This is a genomic window from Psychromonas arctica, from assembly GCF_036697365.1.
GTDB lineage: Bacteria > Pseudomonadota > Gammaproteobacteria > Enterobacterales > Psychromonadaceae > Psychromonas > Psychromonas arctica_A.
The window spans coordinates 1-25,899 of sequence record NZ_JBAHZA010000020.1 but is presented as its reverse complement, the minus strand read 5'-3'; the positions used below and the strand labels follow the sequence as shown (position 1 = coordinate 25,899).

The following is a 25,899-nucleotide window of genomic DNA, read 5'->3' as shown; positions in this document are numbered from 1 at the left end:
GTCACAGCAAATTCCCGTAAACCGCATAAAACTTAAAAATAATTTCCATTTATTTTCATTAATATTTAAGTGTGACTTTGATCACTTTATTTAAACCGTGATGACCCAATTAATTTTTTGTAGTGATTATTTATTGAGCTTGATGCTTTTTATATGACGCTATTGTATTGATTTAAAATAGCCTTAAAAAATAATTGGAGTTATTTTTTAATATTGTTTATAAATCAATTACATTTATTTTTTATATGTGAAATATAAAGCATTTGATAACAACTTGATAAGTTTGCTTTTGTTATCATTTTTTATGAAATTTTTAAATGTAGGGGTAGGTCTTTTTGAGTGACAGTAACGCATACCAATTAAGGTGAAGCAGTTATTGTGAATGATTTTAAATTTAACTCTAAGGACAAAAAAATGAAAAAGATTTTAAAAAATAAACCTGCTGTTATCGCTGCGGGTATTGTTGGTGCTGTTTTATCTATTAACCCTGCAGTTGCCTCTTGTGGTGCTTCTTGCGATGCGTTTTGCTCGCCATGTAAGGCGAAGTCTACAAAAGTCGTTAACCCGTGTGCCGCTGTTAATCCATGCGCTATTAAAAACCCTTGTGCTGCAAAGAATCCATGCGCCGCTAAAAATCCTTGTGCTGCAAAGAACCCGTGTGCCGCTAACCCATGTGCTGCAAAATAGACGTTACACGTTGTAACAGCTAATAGGCTGTATGGATTAATGGTGTAAAAATTTTACACCATTGTATTTTTCGAATATTTATAGTTTAACTTATAAGGTGAAGCTTATATGACAACAACAGCCTGTTGGTCTGCCTACGAAGATGCCATCCCACTAGAGGCACCTTTACTAGTGCATATTGATAATTTAAACGAAATGCTGGTAGCAGCTGAGACAGTTAAAGAGTGCCAGCGTTTATTAAGCAAGGCTGGCATTAATATTGTTAGTGAATTACTAAAGGGGCAGGGGACTTTTTATCAGTTAAACCATTATCCTGAAGAAGATGTTTACGATGATGAGTCACACTGTCAGTATTATTACCATAATCACCGTGGTGTTGAAGGTGAGCATGGCCACTTTCATACGTTTATACGCTCTCCAGCTATTCCAGAATCTATTAAACCTATGCCTGGATTTATGCAATCTCAGCCTTGGCCATCAGGTGAAAATGCATTGGCACACTTCATCTGTATTTCTATGGATGATGAAGGTTTGCCCATTGGATTATTTGCTACTAATCGTTGGGTGTGTGCGCAAACTTGGTATTCAGCAGAAGATACGATCGCATTATTAGATCGGTTTTATATTGATCATGCTTACCCTAATCTTGTGGTCAACCAGTGGATCACTGCAATGTTTGTATTATTTAGGCCTTATATTGTGGCCTTATTAACCCATAGAGATAAAGTCGTTGCTTTGAAGCAATCAGAAAACCCTGAAGTAGATGTGTTAGAGGATCGTGAGTTAGATGTAACGGGGTCATTTACTATTACTGTTGATCAATGGATCAATCAATTAACTATTTTGGCCGAAAGTGAATAGTATAAATAAAGGTAAGTAATAAAAGTTGATTAATAAAAGGGGAGTTATGTTTTGTTAAATAAGAGCATAAGGTAAATACTTCATGCTCATTGCGAACAGTAACTTAAAAGATAAGTTTATCTTGCACTTGCTCTACAAAATGAATCAACCCTGCTTCATCAATTTCATTAAAGCGTTCCGTAATCGGGCTATCAATATCTAATACGGCAATTGTTTTCCCTTGGCTATTAATCGGCACTACAATTTCAGATTGACTCGCAGCATCACAAGCAATATGACCCGGAAATTCATGCACATCCGCTATGCGTTGTGTGGTGTTAGTGCTAAATGCTTTACCACAAACTCCTTTATCTAATTCAATACGGACACAAGCGACATTTCCTTGAAAAGGGCCCAGTACGAGTTGTTGTTCTTTGTAGAGATAAAACCCTACCCAGTTAATATTATCTAAGCTGCTATTCAGGAGGGCGCTTAAATTAGATAGGTTGGCAATCAGATCTTTTTCATCTTCAATGAGTGCAACGGCTTGTTTTGTTAATGAGTGGTAGTCAGCTAATGTTTTCATTTATACCTGCAATTACTGTTGAGATTATTAGCTTAGTATCAGGCTTTATCACCTCAAATAAAATAGCTAGTTAATAGAATTTACAGTTTTTTCAAATTATTTATTATTTTGCACAGTATTTGCACATTCTGTTGTTATTCTCCTTTCGAAATTTAAACCTTATAGGATTTTTTGAAATGAAAAATAGTTCAAACATATTATTTGCTTTAGTGCTGTCTGTGGGTGTTATGGGTCAAAGCTATGCTGCTGGTTCTGATCAAGGTGGCCCTCAAGGCGGTCCTCCTCAATTCTCTTCTGTTGACACTAATGGTGATGGCGAACTTACTTTTGATGAGTTTTCTAATCAAGAAATTCCACACGGAGATCACCAAGCAGTATTTGATGACATGGATTCAGATGGTAATGGCGTAGTGAGTGAAAATGAGTTTTCTAATTTTAAACCACCTCGTTAATAAGTTTAAAATTAATGATATAGCGAGCATTCTTTTTATGACGCTAGTGCATGTTGACTCGTTATATCAGCAACAGTTTTTCTAAACATAGATTTCTCTAAGCTTAGAAATAAAGGTACTTTCCACTTCGACCTTAACGGAAAGAAATAATAATAATAACCCAACTATATGGCTAAAGGACGTAAGATTCTCGTCATATAAAAGCAAAGTAGTTGTTAATATTTATATTGACGCTAATTTGTACAAGTGGGATTCAAAGTGGGGCAATTGATTTTTACTATTTTGATACAGGTAGTATAAATCATTAAATAAATCCGTTAGCGTATCACTTATGCTAACGGATTTAATTTTTACTCTATCTATACTTAGATATATGTATCTATTCACACATTTCTCTTCTTCTGTTTTATTATTCGATACATTATTAAAATTCAACTCTATTTGTCGTTTATGTAACTCATATAAGAGGTACAATATCTGTCATATGAGCATGAGATATCTGCATGAAAATACATAATAAATTATTCCTCGTTTTTTTTGGCTTTAGCCTAGTGCTAGTGACTGCGTTAGTTTTATTAATACAATGGAGTATTAGTAAAGGTATTGTTGAATATGTGAATAGTAAAGAGGTTGAAGCATTAAAGCCCTTAGTAACAGTGCTTGAAGATGAATATAAGGAAAATAGTAGTTGGGACAACATACAAGATAGAAATAGGCATTTTGGGCATCTGTTATTTCTCTATTCACAAGATTTAGAACCGCAATATCAAACTTCTCATTATGAGCAACAACCAAGTACTAAGTTACCAAGTACTCGATTACCAAGAGAAGATAAGTTTATCCCCCCTAGAGAAAGAAGACGTCGTCCTCCTGTTGATTTCAATGAAGGTTTTGCTATTTTTGATACTAACAATACTATTGTCGTTGGTCATCATATTGAAGGCATTGATTATAATCGAATTGCGATCATGGTTGATAAAGAAAATGTCGGCTGGTTAATGGTGCCTAAGCATAAAAAAATAACTGATGGTTTTGAGTTGGATTTTTTAGAGCAACAACAAAGTTATTTATGGCTAATCGCTTTAATTACTATGGTATTAGTTATTTTGATTACCCTACCATTGGCAAGGCATTTAGCAGAACCTATCAAAAAAATTATTTTAGGTATGCACAAACTTACTCAAGGTAACTATCAACAGCATATCGATGTAAAAAGAAAAGATGAGCTAGGTGAATTAAGTCGAGACTTTAACGAATTAGCACTCACTCTTTATGAAAATGAAAGTGCCCGTAAACGTTGGTTAGCTAATATTTCCCATGAATTACGTACACCTGTTGCTATTTTAAGAGGCGAGTTAGAGGCCATCTTAGATGGCGTGAGAGCATTAGCAAAAGAAAATATAGAGTCAGCCAATGATGAGGTAAAGCATTTACAGAATTTGATTGATGATTTACATCTACTAACTAGTGCTGATATTGGCGGCATGCATTACCGCAAACAAAGTCTTGATGTTGGCCTTTGGTTAGAATCTGAAGTGCCTAAATATACAAGTTACCTTGCCGCTACTAATATTAAATTGGAGCTTGATAAAAAACAGGACCAATATTTAGCGTTTGTTGATCCAACGCGTCTATGTCAATTATTTGAAAATATCATGAATAATTGCATTAAATATTCGACGGCTAACTTAGTTAAGTTATCTTGGGAAACAATTTTTATTGAGCAGCAAAAATATATACGCATTACGGTTGCAGATAATGGAGTAGGCGTTGCAGAGCATCATTTACCACACTTATTTGAGTCTTTGTATCGTGTTGAAAACTCTAGAAACCGTCAAACAGGTGGATCTGGGTTAGGGTTGTCTATCTGTTCACATATTGTTACTGCGCATCAAGGTAATATTAAAGCAGCTAAGGCTGAGCTAGGTGGGCTAGCCGTAATTATTGAATTACCTTTAGACTAGTATAAACGCAACTATACCAATCACACTAATTAACTGATCTATTTTACTTGTTAAAATAACTTGTTTCTTCGTTGTAACTTTCGTAAATAGAACAACTATTAAAGAATTAACATCTTTTGATTAATTCTCCGATAGACTATTAACGAAGTTAATCGTCGAAAGGCTTAAGTTACGCCTTAAACTAAGTCATTTTTCCTGCGCAAAATTTAGATCACTTATTTAATGCAATTGGTATTACTTGTTCATTTCGAAGGTTAATATAATATTATCTGATACTTATTTCTGTTTAATTTACCCTGATTTTACTTAGCTAAAGTTAGGGTGATCCCATTCTGAGGTTATTTATAGGAGTTACCCGTGGCCAATTCAATTTTAATTGTCGAAGATGAAATAAAGTTAGCTAACTTATTAGCTGATTATTTCAAACTGACTGATTATATACCGCACCTCATTCACGATGGTAATCAAGTAATTGAATGGGTAAAAACACATCAACCTAGTGTCATTTTATTAGATCTTATGTTGCCCGGCACCGATGGGATCACATTATGTAAAACTATTAGAACTTTCTCTGATGTGCCAATTTTGATGGTAACGGCTAAAGTGGATGAGCTAGATCGATTACTTGGCTTAGAACTAGGTGCAGATGATTATATCTGTAAGCCTTTCAGCCCTAGAGAAGTCGTTGCTAGAGTTAAAACCGTTATGAGAAGAGTACAGAGTAATATTGCTATTGATTCCTCTGGTTTTTCTCTTGACGAAAGTCGCCTTGTCGCCGTATTTGACGGAACTGAGTCATCATTAACTTCTGTTGAGTTTCAGCTGCTTAAACGTTTAGCGAATAATCCAAGCCGTATTTTTACTCGTGAGCAATTAATGCAAAACATGTACTCAGATGATCGCATTGTCAATAACCGTACTATCGACAGTCATATTAAGAAATTAAGAAAGAAGCTAATCGATATTAGTGGTGGAGAAGATTTGATTCAATCGGTTTATGGGGCTGGGTACCGATTAGTCTTGCCTGAATAACCATTAACCATTAACCAGTAATTCAGTCGATAAAAAAATACCCGCTCGAAGGCGGGTATTTTTATAACATCAAAGTGTTTTACTGATTACTCAGCTTCAACAACTTCAAGGTTGATAACTGCAGTTACGTCAGAGTGTACTGAAACAGTAATCTCGTAAGAACCAGTTAAACGTAAAGCGCCTTCAGGAAGACGAACTTCACTTTTAGCAACTTCTACACCAGCAGCAGTGATTGCATCAGCAATATCACGTGTACCGATTGAACCGAATAGTTTACCAGCATCACCAGCTTTAGAAGTGATAACAACCGCTTCTAATGCAGTAAGAGCTTCACCACGAGCTTGAGCAGCAGCTAGGTTAGCAGCTTGCTTAGCTTCTAGATCAGCACGACGTGCTTCAAAAGCTTCTAAGTTAGCTTTGTTTGCTGGTACAGCTTTTTGCTGTGGGAAAAGGAAGTTACGTGCGTAACCTGCTTTAACATTTACTTTATCGCCAAGTTTACCAAGGTTAGCAACTGTATCTTGTAGGATAATTTCCATAATCTATAGCTCCTATTTACTTGTGTAAATCTGTGTATGGTAAAAGTGACAAGTAACGTGCACGTTTGATTGCGCGCGCTAATTGGCGTTGGTATTTTGCACTTGTGCCAGTAATACGGCTAGGTACGATTTTACCACTTTCAGTGATGTAGTTTTTTAATGTAACAACGTCTTTGTAATCAATTTCGCTAACACCTTCAGCAGTGAAGCGACAGAATTTACGACGGCGGAAGTAACGAGCCATGGTAGTTCCTTAAATTTGTTCTATGTACTGAGCATGTAACACCAATTTACCAAGATTACTCTTGCTTTGGTGGTAAGTGATAAAACCACTTACTTTAATTTTCATGCCTTTCGATAATTTATTTTTCAACTGACTTGCTAATGGTCCACTTGTGGCAATTGGCATATAGCACATTGCATTCCGTGGTAATCCAGCTTCTTCTTGCACTGAGCGATGTTCTATCGTCAGGTTACAGTGTTCAATGCCACTTGGGCTTGATTTATGTATCGGACTTTCGGTCACAATACCTGTAAGTTGCAAAAAGTTATCAGTCACTCAGTTTCTTATGCTTCAGCTTCTGCTGGTGCAGCTTCTGCTTCTGGGCGCGGAACACGAGGAGCACGTTCAACACGTTCTTCTTTTGCTTTTGCTACTACAGATGCTTCAGTTACAGCAGTTTTAGTACGCATGATCATGTTGCGGATCACAGCATCGTTGAAACGGAAAGCAGTTTCCAGATCGTCGATTACTTTTTGCTCAGCTTCAATGTTCATAAGAACGTAGTGTGCTTTGTGTAGTTTGTTGATTGGGTAAGCCAGTTGACGACGGCCCCAGTCTTCTAGACGATGAACAGTACCTGCTGCTTCAGTGATAGCAGTAGTGTAACGCTCAATCATACCATTAACTTGTTCACTCTGATCAGGGTGAACCATAAATACGATTTCATAATGACGCATATAAAAATCGCTCCTTACGGGTTAGTAGCTTCTTAAGTTGGCTCAGCCGTACCAAATAGAAGCAAGGAACAAAAAGGGTGGCTGATTTAAGGCGGCAAATTGTACAGTCTGTAGGCAAACTGCGCAAGCAATAAAGCGAATATATTTTAATCTTTATCATGGAACTTTTCGTATTAGTTTGTATCTATAGCTAAGCAAGCTAAAATACTTATTCCCTTTTTATTAAAGAGTCGATTTATTTGAATTCTGTCCCTATTTATATATTGATAGCTAGCTTAGTGGCTGTAAGCGCTAATGCCTGGTTTTCATTAGATTCAGAACAAGTTGAAGATGCTGAAGCCAATGCCGAAGAGGCAACTGAAAACCAGCCAGATTCTGCTGCTCCTGAGGTCGTTGTACTGCAACAAACGCCAATCCCCCAAGAACAACCAGAATCATTGTTATTGACCGCAGCTAAAACACAAGCGAATAAGCAGATCGATGCACTAAAAGCTCAGTTACAAGCAGAGAAATTAAAAAATCAGGAAATCTTAGCGGCTCAACAGCGCCAACAAGATAAATTAAGTTATCTAGAGTCTGAAAATGAGCGACTTTTCGATCAAGTATCTACTTTAGACAATCAAGTTAATATTCAAGAGTCATATCTCGCTGAAAGCTTAAAGCGAGAACAACGCTTAAACGATGCCTTACAAAAAGAGTTGTTACAGAAAGCCAGCATTACTAGTTCTCCTATTGATAATATTAAAACATCAATTGATCAACAGCCAGATTTACTAAAATCTAAACCAACGGTTAATGGCGATGGCGCGATATCTGATGCTGAATACATCGATGTAGCGGTTCAAACGAATCAAATTAAAACTGATGTTGTAGATGGTAATGAGCCAACCATTGAAAAAGAGAAGCGCTTTAGTGGTGCAGTGGAGTTTGGTTTTAACTATGAACAAGAAAATGAGCTAACCAAGAGTGCAGAAGGTCGCCTAATTTTAGATTATAACGTGGTTGATAACTACAATATTAATAACGATATAAAATTTGAATTTGAAGATGAAGAGGATGAAGATACTGAAAATGATTGGCGCTGGCAGCTACAGGGGAATTATAACTTAGATCCCGTTAATTCAATTTTTTTGCGAAGTGACATTCAACGTAGCCAGTCAGCTTCTTATGAAAAAGAAGATACCTTTACCACTGGTTTGGGGCATATTTTCTTTAATGAAAATAATCATAAATTTAATACTGAATTTGGCCCTGGTTATAAACAGGCTGAACCGAACGATGGGGAAGACGAGGTTTCATATAACGAATTTATTGTGCGTACCAAACTAAATTACGAAAGAATTGTTTCAGAAAACTTACAAGTTACGTTAGGAACCACTTTTGAATTAGGCCATAAAAACAGTGTTTATGAAACAGAATTCAAAGCTCAAAATAGAATATACCAAGAGTTATATTTAATTTTTGATATTAACTATAAGTATAATCAAAACGTACCTGAGGGTACTGAGAATGACGAATTATCCACTGGCTTTAACTTACAATATGCGTTTTAAATATTTGAACGCTAATAAAAAAGGCCTAGTAATAAACTAATTATTACTAGGCCTTTTTAGTCTATTAATGCGGACAGTTAACGGCGTTGACGTACCACTTCAAATAAACAGATACCTGTTGCGACTGAAACATTTAAACTCGAAACCGCACCGGCCATTGGTAATTTAATTAATTCATCACAATGCTCACGAGTTAAACGGCGCAACCCTTTACCTTCAGCGCCCATTGCCAAAGCCATGCCACTTTCTAATTTACAGTCGTAAAGGCTTTGCTCTGCTTCACCTGCTGTTCCATAGATCCAAATACCTTTATCTTGCAGGTTACGCATAGCACGAGCTAGGTTGGTTACATGAATCAATGGAATTGACTCTGCAGCACCACAAGCAACTTTACGCACAACAGGTGTTAAGCTTGCTGAATTATCTTTAGGAATAATTACAGCATGTACGCCCGCTGCCTCTGCACTTCGTAAACAAGCACCCAAGTTATGAGGGTCAGTTACCCCATCTAAAATCAATAAGAATGGCGGTACGTCTAAATTTTCTAGAATAGGCTCTAAATCGTTATCAGTTAAAACTTTCATTGCTTTTACTCTAGCCATAATACCTTGATGCTGTTCACCATCTGACTTTTCATCTAAGGCTTTACGTTGCATGAATTGAACAGATACACCCCATTCTTTGGCTTTATTAAGTACATCATTTAAACGCTCATCATCACGTCCTTTTAATGCATAAATCTCAATAACACGCTCAGGCTGTTTTTCTAATAGGGCATCAACGGCATGCATACCGTAAATAATTTCACTTTTACTCATTTGCTTTCTCTAATATTTAATATGTTTGATCACGAATCAGACTTTATAAAAATTTAATCCGATTTTTTAGCTTTATTACGTGCACGTTCTGCGCGACCTGGTCGACTTTTTTTAGTACTTGTTGTTTTTTTCTTCTTCGAGGAAGGTGTATTTTTTACACCTTGCTTTACTGGGCGTTTCTTTTTCGGCGTTGCTTTTTTAGCTGCCGGATTCTTAGTTTCTATGGTGCCTTCTTGCAGCTTTTCACGTTCGGACTTGGGTGCTGCTTTTTCGCCAGTTGAACGAGTCGCTTTGCTGCGAGCTCTTTTATCCATAGGGCGATCAGATGATTTTCTTGGCGATGGTTTACGCCCACGTGTACGTTGACCAGCTAAGGCTTCATCAGCGAGTTCAAAATCAATCTTTTTATCATCAAGGTTAACTGACAAAACTTTAACTTCTAATACATCACCGATACGATAAACACGACCAGTACGTTCTCCAGTCAAGGTTTGTTTACCTGCATCAAACTGGTAGTAATCAGAAATTAACCCTGTGACATGTACTAATCCGTCAATATGAATGTCATTCAAACGCACAAAGAAACCAAAGTTTGTTACAGCTGCAATGGTACCAACCATTGTGTCACCAATATGATCCTGCATGTATTCACACTTTAAGGCATCTGCTACATCACGTGTTGCATCGTCAGCACGACGCTCAGTCATGGAGCAGTGTTCACCGAGTTGACTAACTTCATCATATTGATAGTTGTAACCACCGGTTTCGGTCCATTTCGCTTTTAACTGGTTATTTTCTTGGTGTGCAACTAGGTATTTAATCGCACGGTGTAAGATAAGGTCAGGGTAACGACGAATAGGCGAAGTGAAATGTGCATACTCTTCTAACGCTAAGCCAAAGTGTCCCAGGTTATCACCTTGGTAAACGGCTTGCTTCATTGAGCGTAATAGCATGGTTTGCAGTAATTCTTTATCATCACGTTCAGCAAAACTTTCAGCTAAGTCAGCGTAATCACGTGGCGCAGGTTTTTCTCCACCGTTTAAGGTTAAGCCTAATTCACCTAAGAATGAACGGAAGTTCGCTAGCTTTTCTTCACTTGGCGTTTCATGAACACGGAATAAGGCAGCGGCATCGGCAGAACCAATAAAACGAGCAGAAGCAACATTCGCTTGGATCATACATTCTTCGATGATTTTATGAGCATCATTACGTACTAACGGTACAATAGAATCAATTTTACGTGCTTGGTTGAATAAGAAGCGAACTTCTAATGTTTCAAATTCCATCCCACCACGAATATGGCGTGCTTTTTTAAAGGCTTTATATAAATTCTCAAGCTCTTCTAAATGCGGTACTAGCGGATTGTATTGTTCTCGTAAATCTTGGTCGCCTGCTAAAATAGAAGCCACTTTAGTATAGGTAAAGCGAGCATGTGAATTCATCACCGCTTCATAGAATTTATAATCCGTTAAATGGCCATCTTTAGAGATAACCATTTCACTGACCATACATAAGCGATCTACTTTAGGGTTTAATGAACATAACCCGTTAGACAGTACTTCCGGTAACATTGGAATTACTTGGTCTGGGAAGTAAACAGAGTTACCACGATTAACTGCTTCTTTATCTAATATAGTGCCTTTACGAACGTAATAACTTACATCGGCAATGGCAACCCATAAACGCCAGCCGCCATTCGGCTCTTTTTGACAAAATACAGCATCATCGAAATCACGCGCATCTTCACCATCAATAGTGACTAATGGCAGGTCTCGTAAATCAACACGTCCTTTTTTAGCTTCTTCAGGAACAAACTCTCCATAGTGCTCAATTTCTTTATCTAGCCCTGCTGGCCATTCATGTGGAATGTCGTGAGTACGTAAAGCAATTTCCACTTCCATACCTGGTTCCATATCTTGACCCAGTACTTCAGTTATTTTTCCCGTTGCTAAAAAACGCGCTTTAGGACGTTGTACTATTTCAACAACGACTATTTGCCCATGTCTGGCTCCGCCATTGTTTTCTTTGCTGATTAGGATCTCTTGGTTAATACGAGAATCGTCAGGTACCACTGATCCCATACCATCTTCTACAAAATAACGACCAACAATCGTTTCTTTGCGAGCTTCTAATAAACGCACAAAACGCGCTTCAGTGCGTCCGCGAGAATCTACTTTAACTGGCTGCGCTAATATAGTGTCACCGTGGAATAAAAAACGCATTTGGTGATTAGGTAAAAATAGGTCTTTGCCATCATCTGCGGTTTTTAGAAAACCAAAACCATCTTTATGGCCAATAACAACACCTGTTGATAGGTCTAACTTGTCCGGTAACCCATAGGTCGCATTTCGGCACCAAACTAACTGGCCATCTCGTTCCATTGCTTTTAAGCGGCGACGTAATCCTTCCGCTTCTTCATCACTTGATAATGAGAATGCTTTGAATAAAGCATCACGTGTGATTGGTTTTCCATGTTTTTCGATAAATTGTAAAATGAATTCACGGCTTGGTACGGGATGTTCGTAAGTTTGTGATTCGCGATCTAAATTTGGGTCTAATGTCATATATGAAACTCTTTGTAAGGCAATTAGTGAAAGTATATCTGAAAATAGATAAAAGCTTTGGATTAATGCAGAAAAGGCTGATTTTTTTGTTTTTTAAGCGAATTGTACATCTATTAAGCAAGTAAACCTATTTTATTAAAAAAACTATAAAAAAGACTAGACAGCTTTTACAGGGTTCAGTATTATCCGCGCCACGCTAAAGACGTGAGCATCCGTAGCTCAGCTGGATAGAGCGTTGCCCTCCGGAGGCAAAGGCCACAGGTTCGACTCCTGTCGGGTGCGCCATTACTTCGAGAGCAATTGTTTTAAACGAAAAGCTCGGAAGTAGATTAAGTCTTTAGATTGTTAGTGGCGGATGTAGCTCAGTTGGTAGAGCCCCGGATTGTGATTCCGGTTGTCGCGGGTTCAAACCCCGTCATTCGCCCCATCTTTTCTCGATGTAAAATAGATATTTCGGTGATTAGCGCAGCTTGGTAGCGCATCTGGTTTGGGACCAGAGGGTCAGAGGTTCGAATCCTCTATCACCGACCACCTTTAAAAAACCGCTTAATTCTATGAATCAAGCGGTTTTTTTCGTTTATAGATACAAATAAAAAATTGTTCCTGCATTGGTTTGATCTTAAAGGACTGCTCATACACCAAGCTGTCGCCGAAAAGATTGCTCAGACACAAAGCTTTGCTTTTTCGCTGCTCCATCTATCACCGACCACATTAGAAAAGCCTGTAATACTTTATTGTATTACAGGCTTTTTGCATTTCAGGAGATATAAGGCTTCTATTAATGGTTTGACCTTAAAGGTTTGCTGAGACATCAAGTTGTCGCCGAAAAGATTGTTCAGACACAAAGCTTTGCTTTTTCGCTGCTCCATCTATTACCGACCACATTAGAAAAGACTGTTACTTAACTTGAGCTCAGATCATATAGCGGAAACCATGCTCTATGGCTTCACCATACAACGACATACTCTTTGTTCGACAATATTCGCTTAGTTAACTAGCTGTCAATTTGTCGATACGTTTAAAACCTCTCATTGTAAACAAAATTAAAGCTCACAAATCAACAGGCTTTAAAGTCTAAACAAGCCAATTTTAAGTCATCTAACTTATCTTTTATTTCACCACGAAGGTTTTAACGCTTATTTTCAATGAACTATTTTGATTTGAAAGCATCTATTTAAATCTGATAGATGTTACTGAAGGAAACGCTCAATCAGCATTTATCGATCTATTGAGATATTACTTTTAAAAATAATTGGTCAAAATAAGAAATATTTAAGGCAAAAAAATGAGTAAAACAACTAAAACGTTCGTCGGTTCCCTGTTAATTGCAACTTTATTTAACCCGGCACTAGCAGCCCCTGGAAGTATCAAAGCTGGTGTCGCTTTTGATCAAGGTTTTGGTGTGACGGCGCAATTTAATAACACTATTAATGCATTCATAGGTAATGATGGTCTGTCTGCAGATTATCTCTTGAAGCAAGGGGCGTTTAACTCTGATGTTCCTGTTAATTGGTATGTTGGTGTCGGTGCTGCCATTAACTGGGATGAACATCATCATGATGATGACAATTCTTATGCTGTTCGAGTTCCGCTAGGTTTATCGATACCTTTTGCAAAAAATTGGGATGTTTACGGTCAAGCTGCACCTGACCTCGCTTTTCAAAATAAACATAATGATGACGATTTTGAATTCGGCGTGGATGTTGCTCTGGGTGTACGTTACGGTTTTTAATATTTGCTAAACATTTATTATGTATATTTGGGATTAGATAGTAGATATTTCTTTTCCCTGTAACCCTCCCTTACGTAGCTTCGCTTTATAGTTCTATTTTCATCTTTTAAAAAAGTGCCTAGCTTTATTGCTCAAAAAATAAAATAGGGGTGGCTTATTAGAAGCCGAATTTAGCATTAATAGTGAGTCTTTTTCATTTACATAGAAGTTATCTAGCAAACTGTCAATTTTCATTTCATCCCGTATTAAAAGTCTAAATTGCATTTTTCTTTAAAGCTTCTAGCAAGTCGGGTCGGCATTTTAGTTTTAAATTCGTATATAGGGTTTATTCATGTAGCATTTGTTGAGGTATTTGGCCCGTAATGCTTGAAAGTTAGGCTTCGTGGTGTGATAGCAGTATAGATTCAGGAGAAGAGCTTGATTAATTTGATAGATTAATTACCTCAAAAATATCTAATTTCTTATTCGCTGTGGTTATTAGTCATACTAAAAAAGTTCAATATTTATTCTTTTTTAATGATGAAAAAAAGAAAAATGAAGGATTTAACACTTAATAAGCGTTTTAGTTTCATTTTAAAGTGAGATGTTGATCACATTAACTCTCTTTATTGCTAAATAATTTGTGACGCCTCGTCATATAAGTGTGTTTTCTATTTCAGCCTTGAGAATTGTGTGGTAATTTTATTTTGCGCTTAAAGAGCTGTAATACGTTGTTAACGTTACACGACTTAAGTATTCAAAGGACTCAATTAAATTAATAGCCACAAGGTGATGGAAAATGAAAAAAACAATCTTAGCAACAATGCTGACTTCTCTATTCGCAGCTACAGCAGCACACAGTGCTACAGTTTATGAAGCTGACGGCGTAACTTTAGATCTTTTTGGTGATGTTGAAATTCAAGCTAACAAAGGTACTGAAGACGACGCACCAAAAATGATTCATCTTGATGATGCAGACTTCGGCGTTCAAGCTGGTTATGTACTTAGCGATAGTTTATCTGCGATTGCTAAAATTTCTGTAACTGGTGAAGATGAAACAGGATCTACAAACAACATCGATCTTGATGAAGCGTTTGTTGGTTTAAGCTTTACACAATTTGGTACAGTAACTATCGGTCAACAATACACTATCGCTGATGATATCGGTATTGCTAACGATTATGCATTTGGTATTAACAGCGGTTATTCTGGTGTTGCAACAGATGGTAAGCAAGTAGTTAAATATGTAGTTGATAACGGTAACTACTACTTTGGTGTTTCTTACTTATTAAATGAAAATGCAGCTTCTGATGATGTAGAGTCTATTGATGCTCGTTTAGGTGTACGTATTGATGCATTAGATTTAACTGCTTACTTAGGTAAAGCTGATGATGCTGATGCGAGCGCTACTTCTGTTCTTTTAGAAGCTCGTTACTCTATGGACAATTTAGACCTAGCTGCATCTGTAAGTAGCCTTGACGGTTATACTTCTGCTGAAGATAGCACTGCATTTGGTTTAGCTGCTGCATACACTGTTGATAAAGTAACTTACTCTGGTGGTTACTCTCTTCTAGATGTTGATGGTGATGACGATAAACTTAATACATATTTTGTTAATGCAGCATACGCATTCAACAGCAATGTAACTGTTTACGCTGAACTTGGTGGTGATGACGCTGATGATTCTGAATTAGGTTACGGTGCTGGTATGGCTGTAACATTCTAATTTAGCTTTATTAAATACAGTTATCTTTTTGTTATAAACAAAATTAATACTGGTATTTTAATAAACAATAAAACTGCTTATTTGTGAAAACAGGTAAGCAGTTTTTTTATCCGTGATGATTATATGAATAGTACCGTTTTATCAATAGATACAGGTTTTAAAGTAATACCAATCTCTTTTTTCTAAACGAATAAACCTTAGCTAATGTTTGTTGAAAGTATTCCACGTCAATCAAAGCCCATTTTAAATTGCTATTATTCCCTTTATTTCAATAACTTTATTTTTATTGTTATTCCTGCTTCTTTAGTTTTTTATATGGACCCGTCACTTTTAAAATTTAACTCTATACTCAATTAGATATACTTTTAAGTTCGTGGTATAAATAGGTTCATGAAAAAATGATGATTTGATTCTTATTTTATAAAATTCAATTTCTCATTATAAATCAGTCGATTAATCGGATGATCCCTTGCTGGGGTTCGATCATGTTAGTAATGGAGTATTTTATGAGTTTCGTAGAAAAGGTAGTGATGGCACCGGAAGGACCTTCTTTTTCTAAGTTAATACAAGGGTATTGGCGTTTAGACAGTTGGGGAATGTCAAAACAAGCTCGTTTAACGTTTATGAAGCAACATGTTGAGCTTGGCATTACTACAATAGATACGGCAGCTATATATAGAAATAGTGAAAGCTTACTTGGTGAGGCTCTTAAGTTAGATCCAGGAATACGAGATAAAATTCAGATAATTTCTAAATTTGGCATCAATAGTATTCCTGACTCTGCATCTGAAAAGCGTGTTTCACATTATGACTCTAGTAAATCTGCAATACTGACTTCTGTTGATAATTCTTTACGTCAATTAGGTGTGGAGCAATTAGATGCCTTGTTAATACATAGGCCTGATTATTTAATGGTGGCTGATAAAGTGCAAAAAGCATTTACTGAGCTTGAACGCTCTGGGAAAGTTGCACATTTTGGAGTATCAAATTTTACGCCTATGCAATTTGATTTATTGCAGTCTCGTCTCACTCGACCGCTAATTACAAATCAAGTTGAAATGAACCCACTTAACCTCGATAACATTGAAAACGGTGTACTAGAGCAGTTACAAAAGGACAGAGTTAGGCCGATGGCTTGGTCGTGTTTGGGCGGCGGTGCAGTATTTAATAAAACTAATGTGCGCATTGCCCGATTACGCACGACTTTAGAAGAAGTTGCGAAGGAGATTGGTGCAACTTCTATTACTCAGGTTATTTTTGCTTGGATTTTAATGCATCCTTCTAGGCCTGTTGCTTTAATTGGTTCTGGTAAAATGAAGCGTGTACAAGACCCTGTTGCCGCATTGCGTTTAACCATGAACACTGAACAATGGTATCGTATTTTAGTGGCTTCTAAAGGCGAGCCTGTGCCTTAATACCATATTAATAACATACGGATGAAAAATACTGTCATCCGTATGTAATAGTGAGTATCGCCTTTATTAAGATGGCTTAATTGTCTTTTAGCGTTGCACTTTATTAGAGCAAGATTAAAGTAAGCTCAGGAATAATTTAGCTGCAAAGGCTAATAGTATTGCCCCCATTACTCTTTCAAACCAATAGCCCTGCTTAACAAAGCGTTGACGTATACCTTCTTTAGAAAATAAAAAAGAAACAAGGCTAAACCAAGCGGCTGTTGTTACTACAATCCACACCCCATAAATTGATTGGATCGCCAGCGGTGTATTGGGATTAATAATAGTGCTGAAAATAGCTAGAAAAAATAATGTTGCTTTTGGGTTGAACACATTGGTCATGAAACCAATCATGAATGCTTTCTTTTGGTCTTCTTTATTGTTATCTGTTTTGATTGAGCTAGGTTGATCCTTTGATGCCTTACTGCGAAGCAAGTTAATACCTAGATAAGTTAGATAAGTTGCGCCTAATACTTTCGCCGATAACATTAAATAGGCGGATTGTGATATTAATAATCCAATGCCCAATAAAGTATAAATAACATGAACAGCAATACCTGCTCCTATTCCTAAACTAGTAATAATAGCGGTTTTTCTACCAAAGCTAATACTTTGCCTAAGGACAATCGCGAAGTCTGGGCCTGGGCTGATTACAGCGAGAAAATGAATTAACGTTAACATTAAAAATTCATGTAAGTAGTTCATAGCTTCCTTTCTTATTGGGCGGATAAAGATAATAAAGTGAGAGGGTTAAAACACACTTACGGCTAATTAGGTTTAGACGTAAGTAGTTAAACTCATTAGATTAAATAAGCATGATTGTTATGTTAATTCATTTAATGCTAATGACAAGAGTGTCTGTTGGTTCTTTTCGGGAAGCGGTTGACGGTTTTTTCCTAATAAATAGTTTTCTTTAAATGCATTAAATAATAGGTGCATTATTTTAGCATTATTTGTTTCACCTAAACGCTCTAATACCAAACCTGCCACTTCAGCAGTCGCTAATTGATTATCTTTAGTTGCTTTACGCACTAAATATTCAGATAGCTTTTCAGGTGTAAAAGATAATATTGGAAAGTTATTCAAGTAAGGACTTTTACGGAACATTTTCTTTGCCTGTGCCCAAGTACCGTCTAGCAAAATAAATAAGGGGCGTTTTCCTTTTATCTGGCTTGGTAATGCATGCTGTTTTATTACTTCTCTATTTATGTCTGCATATTCAGATGGGAATACAACAATTGGAAACCATTTAGGATCTTGTAAGAGGGCTAACATCGATGTATTGGGCTCAGTACGAGACCAAATATAGGCATGTGTATCAATAATGAGATCGGCAATTAATCGTCCTGTGTTACTAGGCTTTAATATTTCATCATCGTACATTAATAATAAAAATCCACTGTCACTTACTACAGACTGTTTAATGCCACACAGACATAGATAAGGTAATAACATGCAATGTTTACAGCGATTAATATTTCCGCCTCTTGCAAGAAAAGGGCGTGTACTTTGGCTTAATCTAAAGTCGTATAGTTTGTGAATAGCATGGATACGCATAATTGGCTCTTTAATGATTGAACTATGATTATACGTAAATAAACTTAATATTGAGTAAGAAAATCGACTCACACCGCTATTTATAGGGATTTCTTCGTTAAATTATTTAACTATCTGATTATATAATGTTCCGCTTTTATTAACCTGAACTGAGGTTAACTAAGTGAAACGGTAGAATGAATAAAGGTAATGAGCTTTAGGTTTGAGTGAAGTGATAAAGTGATAAAGTGATAAGGAGGAAATCCCCCTTACCACTTTATATTATAATTAGTCGATTATTGTTGATGTGATGGTAAATCATTATTTTCAAATGAATCGGCAAACTCATGGTTACGATCGCGATGCTTTGCTTCATCTTCACGAATACATAGCACTACGTCACGTAATAATGCATCTTCTGGTAAGTTATAATAATCTTTAGCGATGCGTGGCGCTGGTACATTTTCAACAACACCTTCGTCTATTTTGTCTAAAAACTCTGTATAGCTTTTACATGCTTCTTCTTCAAAATAGCCTACGACTCTATGGGCTGTTTTAGAAGATAAAAGGTATAAGAAGGTGTATACAAATAAGAAAGCGCCTTGCCCTAATAATACTAATGTTCTTTCAATCCAAGTAGGTTTGGCAATATCTAAAAAAATCATTAAATGCATACGTTCATTTTCAGCTTCGTCTAACAACTCTCGGACCCAGCCTTGATCATCTCGCATACGACGAAGTGCTTTTAAATGATTAAACATGCCCGCAACCATACCTGGCACTGCGGCAATTGTTTCTAATATAACGGCTCTTTTTGCGTACTTAGTACCGTAAAAAAGATTAAGTGTGAATTTCAATATCTGAGTAATTTTGTAAGCGATAGATTCAGACAATTTATTTGGCTTTTGGTGTAGCAATTCAAAGTTTGACATAGTATCTCTCTCAGTAGGTTAAAAGTAATTCTACAAACAAATTAATACGAAATGTGATCTTGGTCAATGCTTCAAACTGCTTGAAAATGTTGAATTTTTATCATGTAAATAAGTGTTAACAAGCTTGGAAATATCCCATTAACAATTGTGAATAATTTTTACTTCGAACTCATTGAAAATCGCCTTATTGATCACTTTTTGTTAGTTTTTTGTGACTCAATACTTTTTAAAAACCTTAATAGATTTGACTAAACTTTGACCTGTTATTTCTTTTTCTCATAACAAATCGCCCTAAAATTGTTTAGCTGAATGCTCAATACATTTTAATATTAATTAGAATCGCCAATTAGTTGCATTATTTTTAGTTGAATTCATTACAAAGCCTGGGGTGTTCGACAAAATATGTGTATCTTGTAGCGCTTGAGTGAGATCACTTCTTTTTATTTTTGTTATGCCTATATTTATTTGTTTTGTTGAGCTTATAAGTAAATATCCGTTTTTCTATAATGAGATTAAAAGTAAATGAAGTACCACTCAGGAGTAAATTCATCCTCTGTATTAATTGTTAGCAGCTGCTATGGGATGGTTATTTTTTATGAAACAAAAACGAGAAGTTAATGGCTGAGAAAAAACGTATTTATATTGCTTATACTGGTGGCACTATCGGAATGAAACCATCAAAAAATGGTTATATTCCAGTGGCAGGTTATTTATCGGAAACGATTAAAAATATGCCTGAATTTTTTCATGAGGATATGCCTGATTTTGAAATTCACGAATACGAGCCATTAATTGATTCTGCCGATATATCGCCGCAAGCATGGCAAATACTGGCAAATGATATCCAGCAGAAATACCATGATTTTGACGGTTTTATTATCTTACATGGTACAGATACTATGTCGTATACGGCGTCTGCGTTATCGTTTATTTTTGAAAGCTTAAGTAAACCAGTGATCATTACTGGTTCGCAGATTCCCTTATCTCAGTTACGTTCAGATGCTCGCGCTAATTTACTTAACTCATTATATATTGCAGCCCATCACCCAATTAATGAAGTGTGTTTATTTTTTAATAATCAATTGTTTCGAGGTAATAGGACCACTAAACAGCACGCTGATGGTTTTAGTGCGTTTGTCTCGCCAAATTACCCTGTGCTATTGGAAGCGGGTATTGATATCAAGAATATTGCAGGTAAAAAACAGCGCACGGTTAATACTCGCTTAACGATTGGTCAAATTGAGAAACAATCGATTGCTATCTTGCATCTATTTCCTGGTTTAGATTGGCAAGTATTAGATAATTTATTAAAAAGCCCATTACAAGCATTAGTGCTATTAACTTATGGTGTTGGTAATGCTCAGCAAGATCCTGAGTTGTTGAAAACATTAAAAGAAGCAAGTGAGCGCGGAATTTTGATTGTTAACTGTAGCCAATGTTTAAAAGGGAGTGTGAATATGGACGGTTATGCGACAGGTCATGCGTTGAGTGAAGCTGGCGTGATTGGTGGTATTGATATGACCACTGAAGCGGTTATCGCTAAATTGCATTATTTATTAAGCCAAGACCTCAGCCATAAAGTGGTAAAAGAGTTATTAACGACTGATTTACGTGGTGAATTGAGTAGTTCTTTTTAAAATAGAACAACTATTAAATAATTAGCTTCGTTAATTTCCCGACAGGCGGTTAATGAAGTTAATCGTCGAAAGGCTTAAAATCCATCTTGGATTCAGTCATTTCCCCTGCGCAAAGTCTAGGTGACTTATTTAATGTAATTGGTATTAAAAATGCCTCGCTATTTATCTATCAACAAGGCATTTAAGCTGACTTTAGTCAGTCGTTAAAATTAATGCCGGTTCATTTACAAGACTACTGGCTACCGTTGAGCGCTCTGTTAATGTCTGATATTGATCCGAGAGAATTGTGTCGACATAGTGCCATTGACTTTCAACTTTATCTTGAGTGAAGGTGAGTGTTAAAAAACCTCTATCTTTAGCATTTGAATACTTAAGACCTTCAATTAAAGAAACAAAGCCATTCTCTGTGCTTTCAATAACGTCATCACTAATACCTAAATAATACTCAAGACCTGGAGATGAAATTGAGGAAACAGCGAACTCTACGCCTACGATTGAGCCATCTGCATTAGATAACTCATTCGCCCAAGCATTGTGTGTATCACCAGCAATGACGACTAGATTTTTTTCGTTAAAGATCGCTAATACTTTATCTCGCTCTGTTGCATACCCATCCCATGCGTCTAGGTTATAGGGTAACTCAGGAAAAGATAATAAGCTAAGTGCATCAGCAGTTAGCTTGTCAGAATTCTCTGCATAATAATCTTGCTCTGCTGCTGTTAAGGTAGGATCGCTAGCTTCGATGCGAGCTGCAAGCAGTGCTAATCCACCTAGCTCTTCATAGTCACTGCTACTCATTGCATTTAATGCGATTGCACCAGGTAGTTTCATTTCACCCATTAACACCTGTTGCCCTAAGAGCTGCCAACGTCCAGCATTCACAGACACGCTGTCTTCCAGCCATTGCAACTGTTCTGTTCCTAGCATGTTGCGTTCTGTTTCATATAAATCTTGATTAAAGGTTTGTTCATCAAAGAGAGTACTACCATCAAAATAGTCAGCATAACTTAGTTGTTGATCACGAGCTAATACACGGGTATCTAACATATAAAGATCAACTAGATCACCAAAAGCAAAGTGGCGATAAATCTCTTCATTATTACCTTCGCTCCATGGACGAATTGGAAGCCATTCAAAATACGCTTGTAAAGCTGCTAATTTTCGTTCTTCAAAGCTGCCTTCTCCGTCATTGTGGTTTCCTGCTCCATCTCGCCAAGTATCATCTGCAATTTCATGATCATCCCAAACGGTAATGAAGGGTACTTTGCTGTGTAATAACTGCAAATCGGGGTCACTGTGGTACTGAGCGTATCGGGTGCGGTAGTCACTTAAGCTAAATAATTCAGTAGCCGGCAATACTTCTCTAGCAAGTGCTTCTGCATTTTCACTTGCATACTCACCTCGTGCGTATTCGTAAATATAATCGCCTAGGTGTAATACAGCATCTAACTCTTCTTGTTGGGCTGCTAAGTTATATACATTAAAATATCCTGCAGGGTAGTTTGCACAAGACATAACCGCGAGTTTTACTGAATCAGGTGAACCATTGCTAATGGTTTTAGTGGTGCCGATTCCCGAAGTGACACCATGGCTAATAAAGCGATAATAATAGCTAGTATCAGCTTCTAAACCGATTACATCTACTTTTATTGTGTAATCTTTTGAGGCGTTGGTGGTGCTGTTACCTGTACTGATTAACTCTGTAAAGGTTTGGTCTTTTGCTACTTCCCATGACACCGTCAGCTCTGCCTCGGTATCTGGTGTAATACGTGTCCATAAAATAATTGAATTTGCTAAAGGGTCACCACTGGCAATACCATGATTAAAGCTCACGTTGTTAACTACTTGATCATCATTCTCATCTGTTGCACAACCCATTAAACCGTATGAAACTATTGCTGCACCTGCGCCTCTGGCTGTTAATATTAGAAAATCACGGCGCGAAATAGAACCTTTCATTAAACTATCCTTATTTTAAAATTAATAGTGTACGGAGTTTATGTGACAACTTAGTTGTCAAATGATTGGTTTTTATTTGATTAATAATTTAAATGTTTTATAAAAGTAGATTTTAATGGTGGTGTTTTAGCTTTCTGGATTTTTTAAAATGCTTTTTTGTAACCAACTTTGTTCTATGGATTAGACGTTAGGGTAGTCAGATACTATTTCTATAAAGCTAGCTATAAAGGGAGACTCGTTTTACAGCTAACTTTATTTTAATTTTACAGTGACAAAAGCAATTAATGGCTTAGTTCGATGCTTTCTGCTTTATGAAATGCACTATGAGTAGCAAGCTGTTTCGCATAGGTTTCAAGATGTGGGAAGTTAGCTAGTTGGCCACTATTAGCGACTAACTCAACAATAAAGGACATCATGATATCCGCGCCTGTTAATTTATCTGCCACTAAATAACGTTTACCTGCCAGTGAGTCATTAAAGTAACTGATTACTTTGAAAGTTTCTGCGTCAGCATAGTCGCCTAAGAAGTTTGTTTCACAACCATCTTTATTAACAAACATTTTTAATAATAGCGGCAAGATCGCTGAGCTCTCTGCAAAATGTATCCACTGGCTGTATTCGATTTCATCTTTTGTGCCTTTTTCAGGGGCTAAAGCGCCATCAGCATATTTATTAATGAGATACTCGGTAATTGCTCCTGATTCAGCAATGACTAAATCATTATCTTCAATCACCGGAGATTTTCCCAATGGATGGATTGCTTTTAATTCTGGTGGTGCAAGGAAGGTTTGACTATCTCTTTGATAAGCAATGATGCTGTAATCAACGCCCAACTCTTCAAGTAGCCAAATAATGCGTTTAGAGCGAGATTTATTCAGGTGGTGAAGTTTAATCATCTTTTTATTCCTTGTTGTTATCATGCTTAGAGTTGTTATTTATCTTGTAAGTTGTCACACATTTTGTCGCAGCTTTCTTTTAATGTTAACAACTCTTCAACGGGTAATTTTGATTTACATAACATTTGATTAGGGATCGTTTCGGCTAAATTTTTTAACAGCATTCCCTGTTCTGTTAAAAAAATCTCTCGCACTCGCTCATCTTCAGAGCCACGTTGTCGAGTTAATAACTCCTTGCTTTCAAGGCGTTTTAATAATGGCGTTAAAGTACCTGAATCTAAATGCAGTTGATGACCTAATGCCTTAACGTTAATACCGTTATTATTCCAAAGTACAATCATGACTAAGTATTGAGGATAAGTCAGATCTAGCGCTTTAAGCATAGGTCGATAGGCTCGAACAATAGCGTTAGCTGCACTGTATAGGGAGAAGCACACTTGTTTTTCTATTACTAAGTCCGAATCTTGGCTTTCTGCTTCCTCAGTTTGGCCAATTTTATTATTAGACATATTCAATCCTTTAAATAATTAGATTGTGCACAATATACTTGCGTTAATGTTTTATTGCGAGATATAATTGCAGGCAATTAAGTTGTGCGCAATTTATTTTTTGATGAAGGTGATCGTGACTAGCATATTAGTCGTATTGCTTACCTTCTTAATTGTTATGGTTAATATGTTCAGCATAAGAGTGTTCGATTAAACCAAAACAAATGTAATTAAAATAACTTTATTTTAGGTTGTTAAATAGGAGTGATAGATGAATAATTTCAGTTACCAAAACACCACAGAGATTCATTTTGGCCAAGGTCAAATCGCAGCAATTACTAATAGTATTCCTAAAGGTAAAAAAATATTAGTAACTTATGGTGGTGGTTCTATCAAAACTAATGGTGTTTATGATCAAGTGGTTGCTGCACTTGCTGAACATAATTGGGACGAGTTTTCTGGTATTGAGCCAAATCCACAGTACGACACCCTAATGAAAGCTGTTGAGCGTATTCGTTCAGAAGGCTTCGATTATTTATTAGCAGTAGGCGGTGGTTCTGTTGTTGATGGAACTAAATTTATTGCTGCAGCTGTTGATTTCAAAGGTGAAGAAGCTTGGGATATTCTTGCAAAGCAAGGCAAAATAGAAAGTGCATTACCATTGGGTTGTATTTTGACGCTACCTGCGACTGGATCTGAGACCAATGTGGGTGCTGTAGTAACTCGCGGTAAAAACAAGTTAGCATTCCAAAACCCACTTGTACGTCCACAATTTGCAATTCTTGATCCTCAAACTACGTTAAGTCTTTCTGAGCGCCAAACATCGAATGGTGTAGTAGATGCATTTGTACATGTGATGGAACAATACCTAACGTATCCAGTTAATGCCAAAATTCAAGATCGCTTTGCAGAAGGTATTCTATTAACGCTAGTTGAGGAAGGGCCAAAACTAATTGACGATTTACAAGATATGGAAGCGCGCACTAATGTCATGTGGGCTGCTACTCAAGCATTAAGCGGTTTAATCGGAGTAGGCGTTCCTCAAGATTGGGCTACACATATGATAGGTCATGAGTTAACCGGTAATTTTGGTGTTGACCATGGGCGTAGTTTAACGATCGTGCTACCTGCAATTATGCAAGTTTGCCGTGAAGAGAAAAAAGCAAAATTGCTACAATATGCAGAACGAATTTGGGATATCACAGAAGGTAGCGATGATGCACGTATCGATGCTGCTATTGAAAAAACCAAAGCATTCTTTTCTGCAATGAATACACCTGTTTATTTAAGTGAAATCGATCTAACAGCAGCTGATGTTGATACTGCGATGGAAAGTTTAGAAGCTCACGGTATGACTAAACTAGGTGAAAACGGCACAATCGACTTAGCGCGTTCTCGTCAAATTTTAGAAACCGCTTTGTAAGCGTTTCTGTTTGAAAGTTAAAGTAATAAGGGACTGCTCAGCAGTCCCTTTTTTTATGTATTCTTTGACCCGTCCTAAATAAGGTTGACACTTTTCTACCAATTAATCGGAGAGTGTTATGAAATCAACAACTAGACGTACT

General features: G+C 36.8%; 24 protein-coding genes and 3 tRNA genes. 14 read left to right on the top strand and 13 right to left on the bottom strand.

From position 1 onward, the window contains the following. The first annotated feature begins 414 nt into the window (after positions 1-414). Positions 415-687 carry a hypothetical protein gene (locus V5290_RS16010; protein ID WP_333388066.1) on the top strand — a complete coding sequence of 91 codons (273 nt, stop codon included), beginning with the start codon at positions 415-417 and terminating at the stop codon, positions 685-687. A gap of 108 nt (positions 688-795) precedes the next feature. After that, entirely contained in the window at positions 796-1,548 is a 753-nt protein-coding gene (locus V5290_RS16005) for a DUF6969 family protein (protein WP_333388063.1), read from the top strand. A gap of 103 nt (positions 1,549-1,651) precedes the next feature. Here V5290_RS16005 and V5290_RS16000 read toward each other — a convergent pair whose 3' ends face one another. Beyond that, complete coding sequence (locus tag V5290_RS16000) at positions 1,652-2,113, bottom strand: GAF domain-containing protein (RefSeq protein WP_333388060.1); 462 nt, start codon at positions 2,111-2,113, stop codon at positions 1,652-1,654. Between the two features lie 176 nt (positions 2,114-2,289). On the opposite strand from V5290_RS16000, the gene V5290_RS15995 reads away from it, so the two are divergent. From V5290_RS15995 to V5290_RS15985, 3 genes are all read left to right on the top strand, one after another. Next, positions 2,290-2,565 (top strand): EF-hand domain-containing protein, encoded by a 276-nt coding sequence (locus V5290_RS15995; protein WP_333388057.1) that lies wholly within the window; start codon positions 2,290-2,292, stop codon positions 2,563-2,565. Positions 2,566-3,068: 503 nt separating this feature from the next. After that, positions 3,069-4,529, top strand: coding sequence for an ATP-binding protein (locus V5290_RS15990; RefSeq protein ID WP_333388054.1), 1,461 nt, complete (start codon positions 3,069-3,071; stop codon positions 4,527-4,529). Positions 4,530-4,886: 357 nt separating this feature from the next. After that, positions 4,887-5,561, top strand: coding sequence for a response regulator (locus V5290_RS15985; RefSeq protein ID WP_333388052.1), 675 nt, complete (start codon positions 4,887-4,889; stop codon positions 5,559-5,561). A gap of 86 nt (positions 5,562-5,647) precedes the next feature. On the opposite strand, the gene rplI is transcribed toward V5290_RS15985, so the two are convergent. The 4 genes from rplI to rpsF are packed head-to-tail and all read right to left on the bottom strand — an operon-like array spanning position 5,648 to position 7,060. Further along, entirely contained in the window at positions 5,648-6,100 is a 453-nt protein-coding gene (gene rplI / locus V5290_RS15980) for a 50S ribosomal protein L9 (protein ID WP_333388049.1), read from the bottom strand. Between the two features lie 16 nt (positions 6,101-6,116). After that, positions 6,117-6,344: a 30S ribosomal protein S18 gene (gene rpsR, locus V5290_RS15975; protein WP_019613652.1), complete on the bottom strand. Its 228-nt coding sequence runs from the start codon at positions 6,342-6,344 to the stop codon at positions 6,117-6,119. Between the two features lie 9 nt (positions 6,345-6,353). Continuing rightward, positions 6,354-6,659, bottom strand: a complete 306-nt coding sequence (priB, locus tag V5290_RS15970) for a primosomal replication protein N (RefSeq protein ID WP_333388042.1) — start codon at positions 6,657-6,659, stop codon at positions 6,354-6,356. A gap of 8 nt (positions 6,660-6,667) precedes the next feature. After that, positions 6,668-7,060 (bottom strand): 30S ribosomal protein S6, encoded by a 393-nt coding sequence (gene rpsF / locus V5290_RS15965; RefSeq protein WP_333388039.1) that lies wholly within the window; start codon positions 7,058-7,060, stop codon positions 6,668-6,670. Positions 7,061-7,299: 239 nt separating this feature from the next. Here rpsF and V5290_RS15960 point away from each other — a divergent pair, with 239 nt between their 5' ends. After that, positions 7,300-8,613 (top strand): DUF481 domain-containing protein, encoded by a 1,314-nt coding sequence (locus V5290_RS15960; protein WP_333388036.1) that lies wholly within the window; start codon positions 7,300-7,302, stop codon positions 8,611-8,613. 77 nt (positions 8,614-8,690) lie between these two features. On the opposite strand, the gene rlmB is transcribed toward V5290_RS15960, so the two are convergent. Continuing rightward, entirely contained in the window at positions 8,691-9,431 is a 741-nt protein-coding gene (gene rlmB / locus V5290_RS15955; protein WP_333388034.1) for a 23S rRNA (guanosine(2251)-2'-O)-methyltransferase RlmB, read from the bottom strand. 53 nt (positions 9,432-9,484) lie between these two features. Continuing rightward, entirely contained in the window at positions 9,485-11,995 is a 2,511-nt protein-coding gene (rnr, locus tag V5290_RS15950) for a ribonuclease R (protein ID WP_333388030.1), read from the bottom strand. A gap of 208 nt (positions 11,996-12,203) precedes the next feature. Between rnr and V5290_RS15945 the strand changes: the two genes are divergently transcribed. The 6 genes from V5290_RS15945 (at position 12,204) to V5290_RS15920 (ending at position 16,847) form a co-directional block, all read left to right on the top strand. Beyond that, positions 12,204-12,280: transfer RNA gene (locus tag V5290_RS15945), tRNA-Arg, on the top strand. A 66-nt stretch (positions 12,281-12,346) separates the two neighbouring features. Beyond that, positions 12,347-12,422, top strand: a tRNA-His gene (locus tag V5290_RS15940). Between the two features lie 27 nt (positions 12,423-12,449). Next, positions 12,450-12,526, top strand: a tRNA-Pro gene (locus V5290_RS15935). 754 nt (positions 12,527-13,280) lie between these two features. Continuing rightward, the gene (locus V5290_RS15930; RefSeq protein WP_333388029.1) at positions 13,281-13,727 is read left to right on the top strand and encodes a hypothetical protein; all 447 of its coding nucleotides are present in this window, start codon (positions 13,281-13,283) and stop codon (positions 13,725-13,727) included. A 778-nt stretch (positions 13,728-14,505) separates the two neighbouring features. Then, a complete protein-coding gene (locus tag V5290_RS15925) occupies positions 14,506-15,432 on the top strand; it encodes a porin (RefSeq protein WP_333388027.1) in 927 nt (308 codons plus the stop codon). Between the two features lie 506 nt (positions 15,433-15,938). Then, positions 15,939-16,847 (top strand): aldo/keto reductase, encoded by a 909-nt coding sequence (locus V5290_RS15920; RefSeq protein ID WP_333388025.1) that lies wholly within the window; start codon positions 15,939-15,941, stop codon positions 16,845-16,847. A gap of 114 nt (positions 16,848-16,961) precedes the next feature. Here V5290_RS15920 and V5290_RS15915 read toward each other — a convergent pair whose 3' ends face one another. The 3 genes from V5290_RS15915 to V5290_RS15905 all read right to left on the bottom strand — a co-directional run bounded on the left by V5290_RS15915 (position 16,962) and on the right by V5290_RS15905 (position 19,354). After that, entirely contained in the window at positions 16,962-17,591 is a 630-nt protein-coding gene (locus V5290_RS15915; RefSeq protein ID WP_333388021.1) for a LysE family translocator, read from the bottom strand. 117 nt (positions 17,592-17,708) lie between these two features. Continuing rightward, the gene (locus V5290_RS15910; protein ID WP_333388019.1) at positions 17,709-18,443 is read right to left on the bottom strand and encodes a tRNA-uridine aminocarboxypropyltransferase; all 735 of its coding nucleotides are present in this window, start codon (positions 18,441-18,443) and stop codon (positions 17,709-17,711) included. A gap of 275 nt (positions 18,444-18,718) precedes the next feature. Continuing rightward, complete coding sequence (locus tag V5290_RS15905) at positions 18,719-19,354, bottom strand: alternative oxidase (protein ID WP_333388017.1); 636 nt, start codon at positions 19,352-19,354, stop codon at positions 18,719-18,721. A gap of 617 nt (positions 19,355-19,971) precedes the next feature. On the opposite strand from V5290_RS15905, the gene ansA reads away from it, so the two are divergent. After that, positions 19,972-20,991: an asparaginase gene (gene ansA / locus V5290_RS15900; RefSeq protein WP_333388016.1), complete on the top strand. Its 1,020-nt coding sequence runs from the start codon at positions 19,972-19,974 to the stop codon at positions 20,989-20,991. Positions 20,992-21,183: 192 nt separating this feature from the next. Here the strand turns inward: ansA and V5290_RS15895 are convergent, their stop codons facing one another. From V5290_RS15895 to V5290_RS15885, 3 genes are all read right to left on the bottom strand, one after another. Then, complete coding sequence (locus V5290_RS15895) at positions 21,184-22,950, bottom strand: alkaline phosphatase D family protein (protein WP_333388014.1); 1,767 nt, start codon at positions 22,948-22,950, stop codon at positions 21,184-21,186. Between the two features lie 281 nt (positions 22,951-23,231). Beyond that, a complete protein-coding gene (locus V5290_RS15890; protein WP_333388011.1) occupies positions 23,232-23,846 on the bottom strand; it encodes a glutathione S-transferase in 615 nt (204 codons plus the stop codon). Between the two features lie 35 nt (positions 23,847-23,881). Continuing rightward, positions 23,882-24,355 carry a MarR family transcriptional regulator gene (locus tag V5290_RS15885; protein ID WP_333388008.1) on the bottom strand — a complete coding sequence of 158 codons (474 nt, stop codon included), beginning with the start codon at positions 24,353-24,355 and terminating at the stop codon, positions 23,882-23,884. Between the two features lie 250 nt (positions 24,356-24,605). On the opposite strand from V5290_RS15885, the gene V5290_RS15880 reads away from it, so the two are divergent. Further along, the gene (locus V5290_RS15880) at positions 24,606-25,757 is read left to right on the top strand and encodes an iron-containing alcohol dehydrogenase (protein ID WP_333388005.1); all 1,152 of its coding nucleotides are present in this window, start codon (positions 24,606-24,608) and stop codon (positions 25,755-25,757) included. Positions 25,758-25,899 lie beyond the last annotated feature (142 nt).